Annotated in this window: 14 protein-coding genes and 1 pseudogene; 13 read left to right on the forward strand and 2 right to left on the reverse strand. The window is 62.0% G+C overall.

The features are described 5' to 3' along the window. Nucleotides 1-36 precede the first annotated feature (36 nt). On the reverse strand, nt 37-1,221 hold the full coding sequence (locus tag JFV26_RS30830) for an ABC transporter substrate-binding protein (RefSeq protein WP_201197363.1): 1,185 nt from the start codon (nt 1,219-1,221) through the stop codon (nt 37-39). Between the two features lie 240 nt (nt 1,222-1,461). Between JFV26_RS30830 and pedF the strand changes: the two genes are divergently transcribed. The 13 genes and pseudogenes from pedF to JFV26_RS30895 all read left to right on the forward strand — a co-directional run bounded on the left by pedF (nt 1,462) and on the right by JFV26_RS30895 (nt 14,991). Beyond that, nucleotides 1,462-1,923, forward strand: a complete 462-nt coding sequence (gene pedF, locus JFV26_RS30835; protein ID WP_201197364.1) for a cytochrome c-550 PedF — start codon at nt 1,462-1,464, stop codon at nt 1,921-1,923. A 3-nt stretch (nt 1,924-1,926) separates the two neighbouring features. After that, nucleotides 1,927-2,802 carry a substrate-binding periplasmic protein gene (locus JFV26_RS30840; protein ID WP_201197365.1) on the forward strand — a complete coding sequence of 292 codons (876 nt, stop codon included), beginning with the start codon at nt 1,927-1,929 and terminating at the stop codon, nt 2,800-2,802. Next, the gene (locus JFV26_RS30845) at nt 2,802-3,563 is read left to right on the forward strand and encodes a quinoprotein dehydrogenase-associated SoxYZ-like carrier (RefSeq protein ID WP_201197366.1); all 762 of its coding nucleotides are present in this window, start codon (nt 2,802-2,804) and stop codon (nt 3,561-3,563) included. The genes JFV26_RS30840 and JFV26_RS30845 overlap by 1 nt, the downstream gene beginning before the upstream one ends. A gap of 14 nt (nt 3,564-3,577) precedes the next feature. Further along, entirely contained in the window at nt 3,578-4,516 is a 939-nt protein-coding gene (locus JFV26_RS30850) for a quinoprotein relay system zinc metallohydrolase 1 (RefSeq protein WP_201197367.1), read from the forward strand. Nucleotides 4,517-4,790: 274 nt separating this feature from the next. Continuing rightward, a complete protein-coding gene (locus JFV26_RS30855; protein WP_201197368.1) occupies nt 4,791-6,569 on the forward strand; it encodes a PQQ-dependent methanol/ethanol family dehydrogenase in 1,779 nt (592 codons plus the stop codon). A 224-nt stretch (nt 6,570-6,793) separates the two neighbouring features. After that, on the forward strand, nt 6,794-8,314 hold the full coding sequence (gene exaC / locus JFV26_RS30860) for an acetaldehyde dehydrogenase ExaC (RefSeq protein ID WP_201197369.1): 1,521 nt from the start codon (nt 6,794-6,796) through the stop codon (nt 8,312-8,314). A gap of 279 nt (nt 8,315-8,593) precedes the next feature. Then, nucleotides 8,594-8,665, forward strand: a complete 72-nt coding sequence (pqqA, locus tag JFV26_RS30865) for a pyrroloquinoline quinone precursor peptide PqqA (protein WP_003253598.1) — start codon at nt 8,594-8,596, stop codon at nt 8,663-8,665. Between the two features lie 55 nt (nt 8,666-8,720). Further along, the gene (gene pqqB / locus JFV26_RS30870; protein ID WP_201197370.1) at nt 8,721-9,635 is read left to right on the forward strand and encodes a pyrroloquinoline quinone biosynthesis protein PqqB; all 915 of its coding nucleotides are present in this window, start codon (nt 8,721-8,723) and stop codon (nt 9,633-9,635) included. 105 nt (nt 9,636-9,740) lie between these two features. Beyond that, entirely contained in the window at nt 9,741-10,493 is a 753-nt protein-coding gene (gene pqqC, locus JFV26_RS30875) for a pyrroloquinoline-quinone synthase PqqC (RefSeq protein WP_201197371.1), read from the forward strand. Then, entirely contained in the window at nt 10,490-10,762 is a 273-nt protein-coding gene (gene pqqD / locus JFV26_RS30880; RefSeq protein WP_201197372.1) for a pyrroloquinoline quinone biosynthesis peptide chaperone PqqD, read from the forward strand. Before pqqC ends, pqqD begins: the two co-directional genes overlap by 4 nt. Next, the gene (gene pqqE / locus JFV26_RS30885) at nt 10,740-11,882 is read left to right on the forward strand and encodes a pyrroloquinoline quinone biosynthesis protein PqqE (protein WP_201197373.1); all 1,143 of its coding nucleotides are present in this window, start codon (nt 10,740-10,742) and stop codon (nt 11,880-11,882) included. The genes pqqD and pqqE overlap by 23 nt, the downstream gene beginning before the upstream one ends. 235 nt (nt 11,883-12,117) lie before the next feature. Beyond that, entirely contained in the window at nt 12,118-13,281 is a 1,164-nt protein-coding gene (ercA, locus tag JFV26_RS30890; RefSeq protein WP_201197374.1) for an alcohol dehydrogenase-like regulatory protein ErcA, read from the forward strand. After that, nucleotides 13,265-14,991: pseudogene (locus tag JFV26_RS30895) on the forward strand (PAS domain-containing hybrid sensor histidine kinase/response regulator). Before ercA ends, JFV26_RS30895 begins: the two are co-directional and overlap by 17 nt. Here the strand turns inward: JFV26_RS30895 and JFV26_RS30900 are convergent. Continuing rightward, nucleotides 14,976-15,854, reverse strand: coding sequence for an aldose 1-epimerase (locus JFV26_RS30900; protein WP_201197375.1), 879 nt, complete (start codon nt 15,852-15,854; stop codon nt 14,976-14,978). The pseudogene JFV26_RS30895 and the gene JFV26_RS30900 overlap by 16 nt on opposite strands. Nucleotides 15,855-15,915 lie beyond the last annotated feature (61 nt).

The raw sequence follows: 15,915 nt of genomic DNA on the forward strand, positions 1-15,915 counted from the left end.
GGATTCCTTTTTATTGTAATTGTCGTGGAAGAAAAATCAGGGAAAGTGGCAGGTCACTTCAGGCTTGTCGTAGCCCAGACTGTCCATTTCGTTAAACGGGTGCAGGAAACCGTCCTGGGGCGAGGTGCTGACCAGCGCTCGGGGCTGGACGATGGGGATGGGCTGGCGCAACTGGCCGTTCCAGGGTCGATAACTGAGCTTGCGGCCCTTGAAACCGTCCAGCGGCAATTGATCGCTGAGCTCAAGTGCACGGATGGCCATGGGGTCGGCCTGACGCAGTTTGGTCACCGCACTGGCGATGCTGCGCACGGCCATCCACGCGGCGAAATCCCGGTCATTCATCCAGCGCCCGGCCAAGGCCTCGAAGCGTTTTTGCAATTGGGCGGCGCCGTAGGTTTCCACGGTTTTGTGCCAGCCCACCGGGGTCAGGCCCTGGGTGCCGGCGACCGGGCGTGGGTACCAGGTCTGGTAAGGCACGTATTCGCCGAAGTCGCCGCGTTCGTCCGCCACCAGCACCACGTCGTATTCGGCGGTCTGGGTGAACAGCGGCATGTCGGCCTGGGCGCTGCGGCGTTGATCGTTGTCGAAACTCCAGGCTTTTTCCGCCACCAGTTTCAAGCCGAAGCGTTTGGCGGCGCGGCGCAGGGCGGCGGCGTAGGCTTGATCGTCCGGGGTCGGGCCGACGATCAACAGCGCTCGTTGCCATTTGCGCACCACCAGAAATTGCGCCAGCGCATCGGCGAGCATCGCCCGGCTCGGCAGGCTGTGCAGCACGTTCGGCAAACAGTCGGTGGTGCGCAAACTGTCATCCGGGCTGCCGGCGTTGAACAACAAACTGTCGGGCAGCGCGGCGCTGAGCCGGCGCAGGGTTTCCACGGGCGCATTTACCACAAACAGGCGCAGGCCTTGTTCGTGTTGGGCCTTGGCCGCTTCAACCAGCGCATCCGCAGTGTCGGTGCTGGCGCTGACCAGGCGGTAGCTGTGATTGAGAAAATGCCCGGTGCTGTTGCTGTCGGTGATCGCCAGCTCGGCGCCGCGCAGTCCGGCATCGGTGGGGTCGGGAATGACATTGGACAGCAGCGGCCCCGGATCGGGGCGATAGCCCAGGTAGCCGATCTGCACCTGCAACGGCGCATCGGCGGCCTGACTCCGGGTCGCCAGCCCGGCGGCGCAGGCGATCGCCAGCAGGTAGATCAAGGCGTAAGGGGCAAGCTGGCGCATAAGGCACTCCATGACAGGTAGCGCCAGCATAGGAACCCTGCGGGGTCGGGGAAATATGCAGAAAGTATCGGAGAGCCAGTACCAAGGTCGTAAATCCCGGCGGCGCTGCGCCACAAGCCCTACTACCAAGGTACTGGATGGCGACCACCAAAGCAGCATGGGGCTGGCGCAACGCGGTTCCTAAGATGGGTGCCATAGCCTCTGCCAAGAGGTTCTGCGTGCAACCCTGAGGGCATAACAATGACAACAAAACGCAACGCCTTGCTTGTTGCCGGACTGCTGGCCGGTTTTATCAGCGCAGGTCCTGTCTGGGCCCACGGCAACGTGGTACCGCAAGCAGTGGAAACCCCGGGCCTGACCCCGGTCAAAGACGCTGGCGTGCCGGTCGATGCCGATGGCTGGGCGGCGGTGAACCCGTATCGCAACTCCCCGCAGCACGATAAAGCGCTGGAAATCGGCTCTTCGGCCTACAACCAGAACTGCGCGGCCTGCCATGGCCTGGAAGCCAAGTCTGGCGGTATCGCCCCGGATTTGCGCCTGCTCGATGTCGGCGACGCCGGCGATGAATGGTTTGTCCAGCGGGTGCGTAACGGCGCAGTTCGCGATGGTCGGGTCTACATGCCGAAAATGGCCGATTACCTGAGTCAGGAAGCCTTGTGGGCGGTGCGTACCTACCTGGACAGCGTGCACTCCGAGGAGTAACCCATGCGTCTGCTCGCTGTGTTGATCAGTGCTGTGTTGCTGTGCTGCCAGGTGGCGCAGGCGCAGGTCCGTAGCTATGACCAAATGATCGCGGCCGGGGAACTGAAAGTGGCGGTCTACAAGGACTTCGCCCCCTACAGTTTTGAAGATGCCGGCCAGCCGCGCGGGGTGGATATCGAACTCGCGCAAGCCCTGGCCCAAGCGCTCGGCGTGAAATTGAAGCTGATCTGGGCACCCGCCGGGGAGAAGCTCGACGATGACCTGCGCGATTACATCTGGCGCAGCAGTCAGTTGCACAACCAGCAACTGGCCGACCTGATGATGCGCGTGCCCTACGACCGCGACTATTCCCAGAAACGCAACGAGCTCGGCGAGCTGGAAAACGATCATGTGGTGATGTTCGGCCCGTACCAGAACGAACAATGGCAAGTCGCCTATGACCGCCGTCGGCTGGGCTCGGTGGGCAGCGTCGCGGTGTTCGAGCAGCACCCGATTGGCGTCGAAGTCGACAGCGTGCCGTCGTTCTACCTGACCTCGGTGTTCAACGGCATGCTCGCCGCCAGGACTCACCACTATCCCGGCGTTCCCCAGGCCTTTGCGGCGATGAAGGCCGGTGAAGTCGATGCGGTGATGGCGATGCGCGGCGAGATCGACTGGCAGGTTCACGAAGCCAATGATCCGCAGGTGGCACTGGCGCAAAACGCCTACCCGAACATGGGCAAGCAGCGCTGGGAGATCGGCATGGCGGTGCATGAAAGTAACCGTCAATTGTCGTACGCCGTGGAAGAGGCGCTGGAAGCCCTGATCCGCGAAGGCTCGGTGCAAGCCATCTATGCCCGTTACGGCCTGCAATACGAAGTCCCGGAGATGTATCAATAGTGAACTGGCGAGCGAGTTGCCTGTTGGCCTGTTGGTTGCCCATGGCCGCCCATGCGCTGGACATCGATCCGGGCAAAGACCCGGTGCCGTCGGTGATGTGGGCGTTCTATCACCAGCAAATGCTCGGCGACGCGCCGTTCGTGTTCGACCAGCGGGTCAAGCTGCTGGCGCCGCCATTCGCCGAAGACGCCCGCCAGGTGCCGCTGGAAATCGACGCCCGGGCGTTCAAGGGCGAGGTGGTGAAGATCCTCGCCTGGGCCGAACTTAACCCGTTGCCGAAAATCGTTGATTTTCAACCGCTGGGCCGGGTGCTGCCGTGGCTGTCGATCCGCATCCGCATCGAACAGGCCACGCCGTTGCGCGCGGCGGTGCTGACCCGCGACGGCCTCTGGCACGTCGGTTCGACCCTGATCGATGCGGCGGGCGGCGGTTGCACGGCGCCAAGCGTGGTACGTACCCAGCCGGGTTGGGAAGAACACATCGGCGAAGTGCTCGGCGGGCGCTATCCCCGTGGCGAATTCAGCCGCGTGCGCTTGCAGGTGGCGCATCCGATGGACAACGGCATGGTCAGTGGCATCCCGGAATTCTTCATCAACCACGCCGAACTGCGGGATCAGAACGATCAGTTGCTGGCCACGCTGGAGCTGTTTCCCGCCGTCAGCGAAAACCCCAACCTGGCCTTCGACATTGAAGGGGCAGGGCAGACGCGCCTGTTGCTGCGCGACAACAGCGGCAATCAATTTGATGCGGACATCCCCTGACCAAGGAGCGCGCCATGCGTTGGATATTGCTGTTGTTCATCGGCTTGAGCCTGCCGGCGCTGGCAGAGCTTGAATACTCGCTCAAGCCCCGGCTGATCGCCGAAGACACCTGGCTGCTGGAAGGCAGCACCGATAATTTCGCCACGGCCAACGGTGGCAATATCGTCAACACCGGGTTCATCGTCACCGAACGCGGGGTGGTGGTGATCGACACCGGGCCGTCGAAACGCTACGGCGAAGCCATGCGCAAGGCGATTGCTGCGGTCACCGATAAACCGGTGATCGAAGTGCTGCTGACCCACCATCATCCCGACCATGCACTGGGCAATCAGGCGTTCACCGACGTGCCGATCGGCGCGCTGGCCGGCACTACCGAGCTGTTGCATCGCCAGGGCGATGCCATGGCCGAGAACCTGTACCGCTTGGTCGGCGACTGGATGCGCGGCACCGAAGTGGTGTTGCCGACCGAGGCATTGACCCCCGGTGTACGACGTTTTGGGAACCACGATTTGCGTCTGCTAGGCCTGGGTGGGCATACCGGCGCGGATCTGGCTATTCTCGACCAGCAAACCGGCGTGCTGTTTGCCGGCGACCTGGTGTTTTATCAACGGGCGCTGACCACGCCGAACAGTCCGGGGCTGGCGGTGTGGCTGGCGGACATCGCCACTCTGCAAGGCCTGCCCTGGACGCTGATCGTGCCCGGCCACGGCCCGGTGGCCACCGATCAACAGCCGTTCGAGCAGATGCGCGACTACCTCACCTGGCTCGACCAACTGCTGCGCGACGGCGCCGCCAATGGCAGCGACATGCCCGAGATGATCCGCAGCCCCATCCCCGAGCGTTTTTCCGGCATCAGCCTGAGCCGCTACGAACTGATCCGCAGCGTCAGCCATTTGTACCCGGGCTATGAGCGCGCACAAATGACCCGCGTTGATTCGAACGCGGACAAGTGAACACCACAAGTCCAATGTGGGAGCGGGCTTGCTCGCGAAGGCGGTGTGTCAGGCGACATCAATGCTGAATGTGAGGACCTCTTCGCGAGCAAGCCCGCTCCCACATTGGAGTTGTGTTGGTCACAAAATCTGAGGCGTATCACCTCCGACCCGCTACTAAGGGACTAGAAATCTCCACATTGCGGGCAATTGTTGGAAGGGCGGCGGCGCCCAAGAATCTGCATCAGACCGGGAAAATCCCCCGGGAATAATAAAAACTGCAGAGGTAGCCGTCATGACCCAACCCGCACGTCGCCAACCCTTCGTCTTGAGTGTGCTGCTCAGTGCCATGCTGTTGTCCGGCCCGGTACTGGCCGCCGTCACCGACCAGGACATCCTCCAGGACCCCAAGAACCCGGAGCAGATCGTTACCAACGGTCTGGGCGTCCAGGGGCAGCGCTACAGTCCGCTGGACACCCTCAACGTCGACAACGTCAAGGAATTGCGGCCGGTCTGGGCCTTCTCCTTCGGCGGTGAAAAACAGCGCGGTCAGCAAGCGCAGCCGATGATCAAGGACGGCGTGATGTACATGACCGGCTCCTACTCGCGGGTGTTCGCGGTGGATGCGCGCACCGGCAAGAAACTCTGGCAATACGACGCGCGCCTGCCCGACGACATCCGCCCGTGCTGCGATGTGATCAACCGCGGCGTGGCGCTGTACGGCGACCTGGTGTTTTTCGGCACCCTCGACGCCAAGCTCGTGGCCCTGAACAAAGACACCGGCAAAGTGGTGTGGAGCAAGCAGGTGGCCGACCACAAGGAAGGCTATTCGATCAGCGCCGCGCCGTTGGTGATCAACGGCAAACTGATCACCGGCGTGGCCGGTGGCGAGTTCGGGGTGGTTGGCAAGATCTCCGCCTACGACCCGAAAAACGGTGACTTGCTGTGGGTCCGCCCGACCGTTGAAGGCCACATGGGTTATGTCTACAAGGACGGCAAAGCGATCGAGAATGGCATCTCCGGCGGCGAAGCCGGCAAGACCTGGCCCGGCGATCTGTGGAAAACCGGCGGCGCCGCGCCTTGGCTCGGCGGCTACTACGACCCGGAAACCAATCTGCTGCTGTTCGGCACCGGCAACCCGGCACCGTGGAACTCGCACCTGCGCCCTGGCGACAACCTCTACTCGTCGTCGCGCCTGGCGCTGAACCCGGATGACGGCACGATCAAATGGCACTTCCAGAGCACGCCCCACGACGGCTGGGACTATGACGGCGTCAACGAGCTGATCTCGTTCAACTACACCGAGGGTGGCAAGGAAATCAAAGCCGCCGCCACCGCTGACCGTAACGGTTTCTTCTACGTGCTCGACCGCACCAACGGCAAGTTCATCCGCGGCTTCCCGTTCGTGGACAAGATCACCTGGGCCAGCGGCCTGGATAAGGATGGCCGGCCAATCTACAACGAAGCCAGCCGTCCTGGCGCACCGGGTGCCGAAGCCAAGGGCAGTTCAGTGTTCGTCGCCCCGGCGTTCCTCGGTGCGAAAAACTGGATGCCGATGGCCTACAACAAGGACACCAAGCTGTTCTACGTGCCGTCCAACGAGTGGGGCATGGACATCTGGAACGAAGGCATCGCCTACAAGAAAGGCGCGGCGTTCCTCGGCGCCGGGTTCACTATCAAGCCGTTGAACGAAGACTACATCGGCGTGTTGCGCGCCATCGATCCGGTCACCGGTAAAGAAGTCTGGCGCCACACGAACTACGCGCCGCTGTGGGGCGGGGTGCTGACCACCAAGGGCAACCTGGTGTTCACCGGCACGCCGGAAGGTTTCCTGCAGGCGTTCAACGCCAAGACCGGCGAGAAAGTCTGGGAATTCCAGACCGGCTCCGGCGTGCTCGGTTCGCCTGTGACCTGGGAAATGGACGGTGAACAGTACGTCTCGGTGCTGTCCGGTTGGGGCGGTGCTGTTCCGCTGTGGGGCGGCGAAGTGGCCAAGCGCATCAAGGACTTCAACCAGGGCGGCATGCTCTGGACCTTCAAGCTGCCGAAAGACCTGGTGGTGGCCAAGCACTGATCGATCATCTGCACAAAACCTGTAGGAGCAAAGCTTGCTCGCGATGAACTCACCACGATTTGACTGAAAAACTGCGGTGGCCCAGTCGCGGGCAAGCCTTGCTCCTACGACCAAATAACGAGAGTCCCCCCTGCCAACGGCGCATTCGCCCGGCACGCGGGGCTCTCTACTATCGGTTCATCGCCTGTTGGCTTGACAGGCATCGACCCAGACAGAGGCCCACCATGATCTACGCACAACCTGGTACACCCGGCGCCGTCGTTTCCTTCAAACCGCGCTACGGCAATTTCATCGGCGGCGAGTTCGTCCCGCCGGTCAATGGCGAGTACTTCACCAACACCTCGCCGGTCAACGGTGAAGTGATCGCCGAGTTCCCGCGCTCCAGCGCTGCCGACATCGACAAGGCCCTCGACGCTGCCCATGCGGCGGCCGATGCCTGGGGTAAAACCTCGGCGCAGGACCGCTCCCTGGTGCTGCTGAAAATCGCCGACCGCATCGAACAAAACCTCGAAATCCTCGCCGTCACCGAATCCTGGGACAACGGCAAAGCCGTGCGCGAAACCCTCAACGCCGACGTGCCGCTGGCGGCTGACCATTTCCGCTACTTCGCCGGATGCATCCGCGCACAGGAAGGCGGCGCCGCCGAGATCAACGAGCTGACCACCGCCTATCACTTCCACGAGCCGCTGGGCGTGGTCGGGCAGATCATCCCGTGGAACTTCCCGCTGCTGATGGCCGCCTGGAAACTTGCCCCGGCCCTGGCCGCCGGCAACTGCGTGGTGCTCAAACCTGCCGAACAAACGCCGCTGTCGATCATGATCTTCGCTGAACTGATCGCCGATTTGCTGCCGCCCGGCGTGCTGAACATCGTGCAAGGTTTCGGTCGCGAAGCGGGTGAGGCCCTGGCCACCAGCAAGCGCATTGCCAAGATTGCGTTTACCGGTTCCACTCCGGTGGGCGCGCACATCATGCATTGCGCCGCCGAGAACATCATCCCAAGCACCGTTGAGCTGGGCGGCAAGTCGCCGAACATCTTCTTCGAAGACATCATGAATGCCGAGCCGCAGTTCATCGAGAAAGCCGCCGAAGGCCTGGTGCTGGCGTTCTTCAACCAGGGCGAAGTCTGCACCTGCCCGTCCCGGGCGCTGGTGCAGGAATCGATCTACGAGCCGTTCATGGCCGAGGTGATGAAGAAGATCGTCAAGATCAAGCGCGGCAACCCGCTGGACACCGAAACCATGGTCGGCGCCCAGGCGTCCGAGCAGCAATACGACAAGATCCTTTCGTACCTGAAGATTGCCCAGGAGGAGGGCGCTGAGCTGCTCATCGGTGGCGCCGCCGAGCGGCTTGAGGGCGACTTGTCGACGGGGTATTACATCCAGCCGACCCTGCTCAAGGGCCATAACAAAATGCGTGTGTTCCAGGAAGAAATCTTCGGCCCGGTAGTGGGCGTCACCACCTTCAAGGACGAAGCTGAAGCCCTGGCGATTGCCAACGACAGCGAGTTCGGCCTCGGCGCCGGCCTGTGGACCCGCGACATCAACCGCGCCTACCGCATGGGCCGGGCGATCAAGGCCGGGCGTGTCTGGACCAACTGCTACCACCTGTACCCGGCCCACGCCGCGTTCGGTGGCTACAAGAAGTCCGGGGTCGGCCGCGAAAACCACAAAATGATGCTTGATCACTATCAGCAAACCAAAAACCTGCTGGTGAGCTACGACATCAATCCGTTGGGGTTCTTCTGATCTACCGCGTATAGCCGCAAGTCATCGGATGTACACAATCTCTGTAGGAGCTGCCGCAGGCTGCGATCTTTTGATTTTGATTTTGATTTTCAAGGTCAAAAGATCAAAAGATCGCAGCCTGCGGCAGCTCCTACATGGGATCGCCGGGCCTTCCTGGCACCCGGCACCCCCCCTACCAACGCACGCCGCCACCTCCTTCGAAAGTAGCATTCGGGCACTTGGCGCCCCGTGCATTAATGGTTCTACCGGAATTGCCCGGCACAAGAAGAGGATTGACCCATGTGGACTAAACCCGCGTTTACCGATCTGCGTATTGGCTTCGAAGTGACGATGTATTTCGCCAACCGTTGATTGATCACCCGGCCAGCCGATGCGTTGGCCGGGCCTGCCTTCTGGAGCATTGCTCATGCACATCCGCGTTCTCGGTTCCGCCGCTGGTGGCGGTTTCCCGCAATGGAACTGCAACTGTCGGCAGTGCGCCGCGATGCGCAACGGCAGCCTGCGCGCGCAACGACGCACGCAATCGTCGATCGCCGTGAGCGACAACGGCGTGGATTGGGTGCTGTGCAATGCTTCCCCGGATATCCGTGCGCAACTGGAGAGCTTCCCGGCCTTGCAACCGGCGCGCCGATTGCGCGACACGGCGATTGCCGGTGTCGTCCTGCTGGATAGCCAGATCGACCATTGCACCGGGCTGTTGAGCCTGCGCGAAGGGTGCCCGCATTCGGTCTGGTGCACCGCGCGGGTTCATGAGGATTTGAGCAGCGGTTTCCCCCTGTTCAGCATGCTCAAGCATTGGAACGGCGGCTTGCAATGGCAACCCATCGGGCTTGCATGCGAGCCGTTCAGCATCGGCGCTTGCGAACACCTGCAGTTTCGCGCGATTCCCTTGGTCAGCAACGCACCGCCGTACTCGCCCAATCGCGGCAATCCGCAGTCGGGCGACACCATCGGCTTGTTTATTGAAGATCGGCGCACTGGCGCCTCGGTGTTCTATGCGCCGGGCCTGGGCCAGGTCGATGACGACGTGCTGAGCTGGATGCAGCGCGCCGATTGCCTGCTGCTGGACGGTACGTTGTGGCGCGACGACGAGATGCGCGTCTGCGAGGTCGGGCAGAGCCTTGGCAGTGAAATGGGGCACCTGCCGCAAAGCGGTCCTGGCGGGATGCTTGAAATCCTTGAGGGGTTCAGCCGCCAGCGCAAGGTGCTGATCCACATTAACAACACCAACCCGATCCTGGATGAAGACTCGACCGAGCGGGCGTTGCTGGAGCGGCGTGGGGTTGAAGTGGCGTTTGATGGCATGAGTCTTGTGCTGTAGCGGATGGCCCTATCGCGGGCAAGCCTTGCTCCTACAAGGTCGCGTGATCCTGTAGGAGCAAGGCTTGCCCGCGAGACCATACACAGCGAAATCCGGAGAACCACAATGACCAACACCCCGATGTCCCCCAGCGAATTCGAAGCCGCCCTGCGCGCCAAAGGCGCCTACTACCACATCCACCACCCCTTCCACCAAGCCATGTACGCCGGCCGCGCCAGTCGCGAGCAGATCCAGGGCTGGGTCGCCAATCGCTTCTACTACCAGGTCAATATTCCGCTCAAGGACGCCGCCATCCTTGCCAACTGCCCGGACCGCGACGTGCGTCGGGAATGGCTGCAACGGATTCTCGACCACGACGGCGTGCCTGGCAGCGAAGGCGGCATTGAGGCCTGGCTGCGCCTCGGCGAAGCCGTGGGGCTGGACCGCGAACAAATCCTCTCTCAAGAGTTGGTCCTGCCGGGCGTACGGTTTGCCGTGGACGCCTACGTCAATTTTGCCCGTCGCGCCTGCTGGCAGGAAGCCGCCAGCAGTTCCCTGACCGAACTGTTTGCCCCGCAGATCCACCAATCCCGGCTCGACGCCTGGCCGACCCATTACCCGTGGATCGACGCCGGCGGCTACGACTACTTCCGAACGCGATTGAGCCAGGCGCGAAGGGATGTCGAGCACGGTTTGCGCATCACCCTGGCGCATTACGTCACAGTCGAAGGTCAGCAGCGGATGCTGGAAATCCTCCAGTTCAAGCTCGATGTGCTGTGGAGCATGCTTGACGCGATGAGCATGGCCTACGAACTGGAACGGCCGCCGTATCACACCGTCACGAACGAGAAGGTCTGGCACCGGGGGATTGCGCTGTGAGTTTGCTTTACCGCGAAAACTCACCGTCCTTAAGACAGGGTTATCGCCTGCAATGGGAGCCGCGTCAGGACTGCCACGTGCTGCTGTACCCCGAAGGCATGATCAAACTCAACCTCAGCGCCGGGCGAATCCTCGATCTGGTGGACGGCCAACGCAGCGTCGCGGCGATCATCGAGCAACTGTCGACGAACTTCCCCGGCGTGCCGGGCATTGACGAGGACGTGCTGACGTTTCTGGAGGTGGCTCATGCTCAATTCTGGATCGAATAAATCGCCGCCGGGACCGCCGCTGTGGCTATTGGCGGAGCTGACTTATCGCTGCCCGCTGCAATGCCCGTATTGCTCCAATCCGCTGGACTTCGCCCAACAGGGCGAGGAACTGAGCACCGAAGAATGGATTCGGGTATTGCGCGAAGCTCGCGAGATGGGCGCGGCGCAACTGGGCTTTTCCGGGGGTGAACCGTTGGTGCGTCAGGACCTGGCCGAACTGATCAAGGCTGCGCGGGACATGGGTTATTACACCAACCTGATCACCTCCGGCATCGGCCTGACCGAGCAGAAGGTCCGCGACTTCAAGGTCGCCGGGCTCGATCATATCCAGATCAGTTTCCAGGCCGCCGACGAAGCGGTGAACAACATGCTTGCCGGCTCACGCAAGGCCTTCGCCCAGAAGCTGGCGATGGCCCGGGCGGTGAAAGCCCAGGGCTACCCGATGGTGCTGAACTTCGTCACGCATCGGCACAACATTGATCGGATCGACCGGATCATCGATTTGTGCCTGGAGCTGGAGGCGGACTTCGTCGAGTTGGCCACGTGCCAGTTCTATGGCTGGGCCGAACTCAACCGCGTCGGGCTGTTACCGACCCGCGAGCAATTGCAGCGGGCCGAGCGCATCACTCATGAATACCGCGAACGGCTTGAGGCCCAGGGCCACCCGTGCAAACTGATTTTCGTCACCCCGGACTACTACGAAGAACGCCCCAAGACCTGCATGAACGGCTGGGCCAATCTGTTTCTCGACATCACCCCGGACGGCACCGCGTTGCCGTGCCACAGCGCCCGGCAGTTACCGGTGCAGTTTCCCAACGTGCGCGAACACAGCATCGAACACATCTGGACCGACTCCTTCGGCTTCAACCGTTTTCGCGGCGACGACTGGATGAAGGAACCGTGCCGCTCCTGCGATGAAAAACACCAGGACCTGGGCGGCTGCCGCTGCCAGGCATTCATGCTCACCGGCGATGCCGAAAATGCCGACCCGGTGTGCAGCAAGTCGCCGCACCACGGGGTGATCCTCAAGGCCCGAGAAGAAGCGGACGCGCCGGGGCAGGGTATGGAACACCTGACGTTGCGTAACGAGAAGGCTTCGCGGCTGATCTATCGCGGATGAACCAGGCACCACAAATCCCCCTGTGGGAGCGGGCTTGCTCGCGAAGGCGGCGTGTCAGTCAATATCCATGTTGCCTGATCCACCGCTTTCGCGAGCAAGCCCGCTCCCACAGGGGATTTGCGGTGGATATAAGGTTTGGGCACATCCAGCCTGCTACCCATTGGTCTGATTGCATTCGCAGCCGGATGGGTTAGTGTGGGTTCTTCCTTCCAAAACAATAAAAACAGGCTTTCCAATGAGCCAGAGTCTCAGTCAGCTGCGTAAATTCGTTTCGCCTGAAATCATTTTTGGTGCCGGCTGCCGGCACAACGTCGGCAACTACGCCAAGACCTTCGGCGCCCGCAAGGTGCTGGTGGTCAGCGACCCCGGGGTGATTGCCGCCGGGTGGGTCGCGGATGTCGAGGCCAGCCTGCAAGCCCAGGGCATCGATTACTTTTTATATAGCGACGTCTCGCCCAACCCCCGGGTCGAAGAAGTCATGCTCGGCGCCGAGTTGTACAAGGAAAACCACTGCGATGTGATTGTCGCTATCGGTGGCGGCAGCCCGATGGACTGCGGCAAAGGCATCGGCATTGTCGTGGCCCATGGGCGCAGCATTCTTGAGTTCGAGGGCGTGGACACCATTCGCGTGCCCAGCCCGCCGCTGATCCTGATCCCGACCACCGCCGGCACTTCGGCGGACGTCTCGCAGTTCGTGATCATTTCCAACCAGCAAGAGCGCATGAAGTTCTCCATCGTCAGCAAGGCCGTGGTGCCGGATGTGTCGCTGATCGACCCGGAAACCACCCTGAGCATGGACCCGTTCCTGTCGGCCTGTACCGGCATCGATGCGTTGGTGCATGCCATCGAAGCCTTTGTTTCCACCGGTCACGGCCCGCTGACCGATCCCCATGCCCTGGAGGCCATGCGCCTGATCAACGGCAACCTGGTGCAGATGATCGCCAACCCGACGGACATTGCCCTGCGCGAGAAAATCATGCTTGGCAGCATGCAGGCCGGCCTGGCGTTTTCCAACGCGATTCTTGGTGCCGTACACGCGATGTCACACAGCCTCGGCGGCTTTCTCGACTTGCCCCACGGCTTGTGCAACGCGGTGCTGGTGGAACACGTGGTGGCGTTCAATTACAGCTCGGCGCCGGAGCGTTTCAAGGTGATCGCCGAAACCTTCGGCATCGATTGCCGGGGCTTGAATCATCGGCAGATTTGCGGACGCCTGGTGGAGCATTTGATCGCGTTGAAACATGCGATCGGCTTCCACGAGACCCTGGGCCTGCACGGGGTCAGCATGGCTGACATTCCGTTCCTGTCGCAACACGCCATGCACGACCCGTGCATCCTGACCAACCCGCGCGAATCCAGTCAGCGTGATGTCGAGGTCGTCTATGGCGAAGCCCTCTGACGAACAGCAACGGGCGCTGGCGGGGTTACTGGGGTTAGGCAGCCACTCGGCGCGCAAGAGTCATTACCCGGAACTCGCCGCGCGGCTGGATGAACTGGAGGCCGAGCGCAATCGCTACAAATGGCTGTTCGAAAACGCGGTCCACGGGATCTTCCAGGCCAGCCTGCTGGAAGGCATGCGTGCCGCCAACCCGGCGCTGGCGCGGATGCTCGGTTATGACGATCCGCAAGAGGTGCTGTTTTCCCTGGTCGATCTGGCCAGCAACCTGTTTGTCGGCGGCGCCAAAGAGCTGGCCGGCATCGGCGAAATCCTCAAGACCGAACGCAGCCTGCACGGCTATGAAACCCAATTGCGGCGCAAGGATGGCAGCAGCCTCGACGTGCTGATGAACCTGTTGCTCAAGCCCGATCAGGAAGGGCTGGTGGAAGGCTTTGTCGCGGACATCACCGAGCGCAAACTCGCCCAGCAGCGTCTGCAACAACTCAACGATGAGCTGGAGCAACGGGTCACCGCGCGCACCGACGAATTGCTGGAAGCCAACCGCAACCTGCAACAGCAAATCACCCAACGCAAGCAGATCGCCCAGGCTTTGCGCGATGCCGGGACGCTGCCGAGGCGGCCAATCGCAGCAAGGACAAATACCTCGCCGCCGCCAGCCACGACCTGCTGCAACCGCTCAACGCTGCTCGGTTGCTGATCTCGACCTTGCGCGAGCGCCAACTGCCGGACATCGAGCAGGTGCTGGTGGAACGCACTCACCAGGCCCTGGAAGGCGCCGAGGATTTGCTTACCGATTTGCTGGATATTTCCCGGCTTGATCAGGCAGCGGTGAAACCGGACGTCGCGCTGTACCGTCTCGATGAATTGCTCGCGCCGCTGGTGTCGGAGTTCCAGTCCGTGGCCGAGGCGGCGGGGTTGAACCTGCGGGTGCACATGGGCGATTTCGCGATCAACACCGACCTGCGCCTGATGACGCGGATTTTGCGCAACTTCCTCAGTAACGCCTGCCGTTACACCGACGAGGGCTGCATCCTGCTCGGGGCTCGCCGTCGGGGTGAAATGCTACGCCTGGAAGTCTGGGACACCGGGCGCGGGATTGCAGCGGATCGGCTCGACTCGATTTTCCTCGAGTTCAACCAACTGGACGTCGGCCGTGCTGCCGACCGCAAAGGCGTCGGTCTGGGGCTGGCCATTGTCGAGCGCATCGCGAAGATTCTCGGCTACCGGATTCAGGTGCGTTCCTGGCCGGGACGCGGCTCGGTGTTCAGCATCGACGTGCCGATTTCCCATGAGGTGCCACTGCCCATCAGTCTGGCCGCGCCGCTGCCGGGCGCCGGCAACCCATTGCCGGGTCGGCGCTTGCTGGTGCTGGATAACGAAGTCAGCATCCTTGAGAGCATGAGCGCGCTGCTTGGACAATGGGGCTGCGACGTGGTCATCGCCACGGATGAATGCTCTGCGTTGGCAGCGTTACAGGGGCGCGCGCCGGAACTGATTCTGGCGGACTATCACCTTGATCACGGGGTGGTGGGCTGTGACGTGGTGCGGCATTTGCGCGAGCATTTCAATCAGCCGATTGCGGCGGTGATCATCACCGCCGACCGCACCGACCAGTGCCGCCGCTCCTTGCGGCAGCTCGACGCGCCATTGCTGAACAAACCGGTAAAGCCCGGCAAGTTGCGCGCGGTGTTGAGTCAGTTGCTGGGGTAGCTGAGCTCGCGGTATTGCAGGCTGAACCCCAGCTCAGTGGACTGACCTTGCTCCAGCAACACCAACCCCGGTCGACCGGGCAAGTGATGTGCGTTGACCGGATGACTCACCGGCTCGATACAGAAAAATCCCAGGTCCACCGGGCAGTACAGCAGGTAGTAATCGCTGCCGGTGGCCTGGCATTGCAGCTCATGACCCAGATCCGGTTGCTGGATCAGACAATGGCCATCCCATTCGCAGAAACCGTTGTCCACCAACGTTCCGGGTAAGGCCTTGGGCTGCTGGAAATCCCATTCGGCGGGTAGCGCAATGCGTTGGGTTGGCAGTTTCGACCCGTCGCACAACCAGACGTGCCCGGCCTTTGCCTGTAACCGCGTATGGGGGGTTCTCGGGAAGTACGGGTGCAAACCCAGGCCGTGCCACGCAGCGCCTTCGGCCAGATGGGTGACGGTTAATTCGATGCTCAGCTTGCCGTCACGCAACTGGAAACGTTGCCGGGCGCGATAGGCGAACGGCGTGCTGCTGTCGAGTTGCAAGACGGCTTCATCACCCGATTGCGAAACCACCTGCCACGCTTGTTGCCAGGCACTGCCATGGATCGGCAAGGGATCGGTGAGGCTGTTGGGCGTCAGGGCCAGCCACCCGGCCGGGCAGTCGAAACCACCTTTGGCGATGCGGTTTGACCAGGGGACCAGCGGGTAGCAGCCGAGTTTACCGGGCAGGCCGGTGTTGAGCGCCTGGCTGTCGTTGTGGCGCAGCAGCGGTTGGCCGGTGCTGCGCAGCGTCCAGTTGACGATGCTCGCGCCGAGTTCGGGGGCGAGGGTGAGGTGGGTGAGGTTGTCTTCGAGTTCGAGCAGTTTCATTATTTTGGTTCTGCGTTGACGGGGAAAGATCGCAGCCTGCGGCAGCTCCTACAGGATATGC

Source organism: Pseudomonas sp. TH31, from assembly GCF_016650815.1.
GTDB lineage: Bacteria > Pseudomonadota > Gammaproteobacteria > Pseudomonadales > Pseudomonadaceae > Aquipseudomonas.

What these genes read in the sequence shown, in the direction of transcription:
- JFV26_RS30850 (WP_201197367.1), top strand. Translation starts at nt 3,578, where the DNA reads ATGCGTTGGATATTGCTGTTGTTCATCGGCTTGAGCCTGCCGGCGCTG.
- pqqC (WP_201197371.1), top strand. Translation starts at nt 9,741, where the DNA reads ATGACCAACACCCCGATGTCCCCCAGCGAATTCGAAGCCGCCCTGCGC.
- JFV26_RS30900 (WP_201197375.1), bottom strand. Translation starts at nt 15,854, where the DNA reads ATGAAACTGCTCGAACTCGAAGACAACCTCACCCACCTCACCCTCGCC.
- JFV26_RS30830 (WP_201197363.1), bottom strand. Translation starts at nt 1,221, where the DNA reads ATGCGCCAGCTTGCCCCTTACGCCTTGATCTACCTGCTGGCGATCGCC.
- pqqB (WP_201197370.1), top strand. Translation starts at nt 8,721, where the DNA reads ATGCACATCCGCGTTCTCGGTTCCGCCGCTGGTGGCGGTTTCCCGCAA.
- exaC (WP_201197369.1), top strand. Translation starts at nt 6,794, where the DNA reads ATGATCTACGCACAACCTGGTACACCCGGCGCCGTCGTTTCCTTCAAA.
- pqqE (WP_201197373.1), top strand. Translation starts at nt 10,740, where the DNA reads ATGCTCAATTCTGGATCGAATAAATCGCCGCCGGGACCGCCGCTGTGG.
- pedF (WP_201197364.1), top strand. Translation starts at nt 1,462, where the DNA reads ATGACAACAAAACGCAACGCCTTGCTTGTTGCCGGACTGCTGGCCGGT.
- JFV26_RS30855 (WP_201197368.1), top strand. Translation starts at nt 4,791, where the DNA reads ATGACCCAACCCGCACGTCGCCAACCCTTCGTCTTGAGTGTGCTGCTC.
- ercA (WP_201197374.1), top strand. Translation starts at nt 12,118, where the DNA reads ATGAGCCAGAGTCTCAGTCAGCTGCGTAAATTCGTTTCGCCTGAAATC.
- JFV26_RS30840 (WP_201197365.1), top strand. Translation starts at nt 1,927, where the DNA reads ATGCGTCTGCTCGCTGTGTTGATCAGTGCTGTGTTGCTGTGCTGCCAG.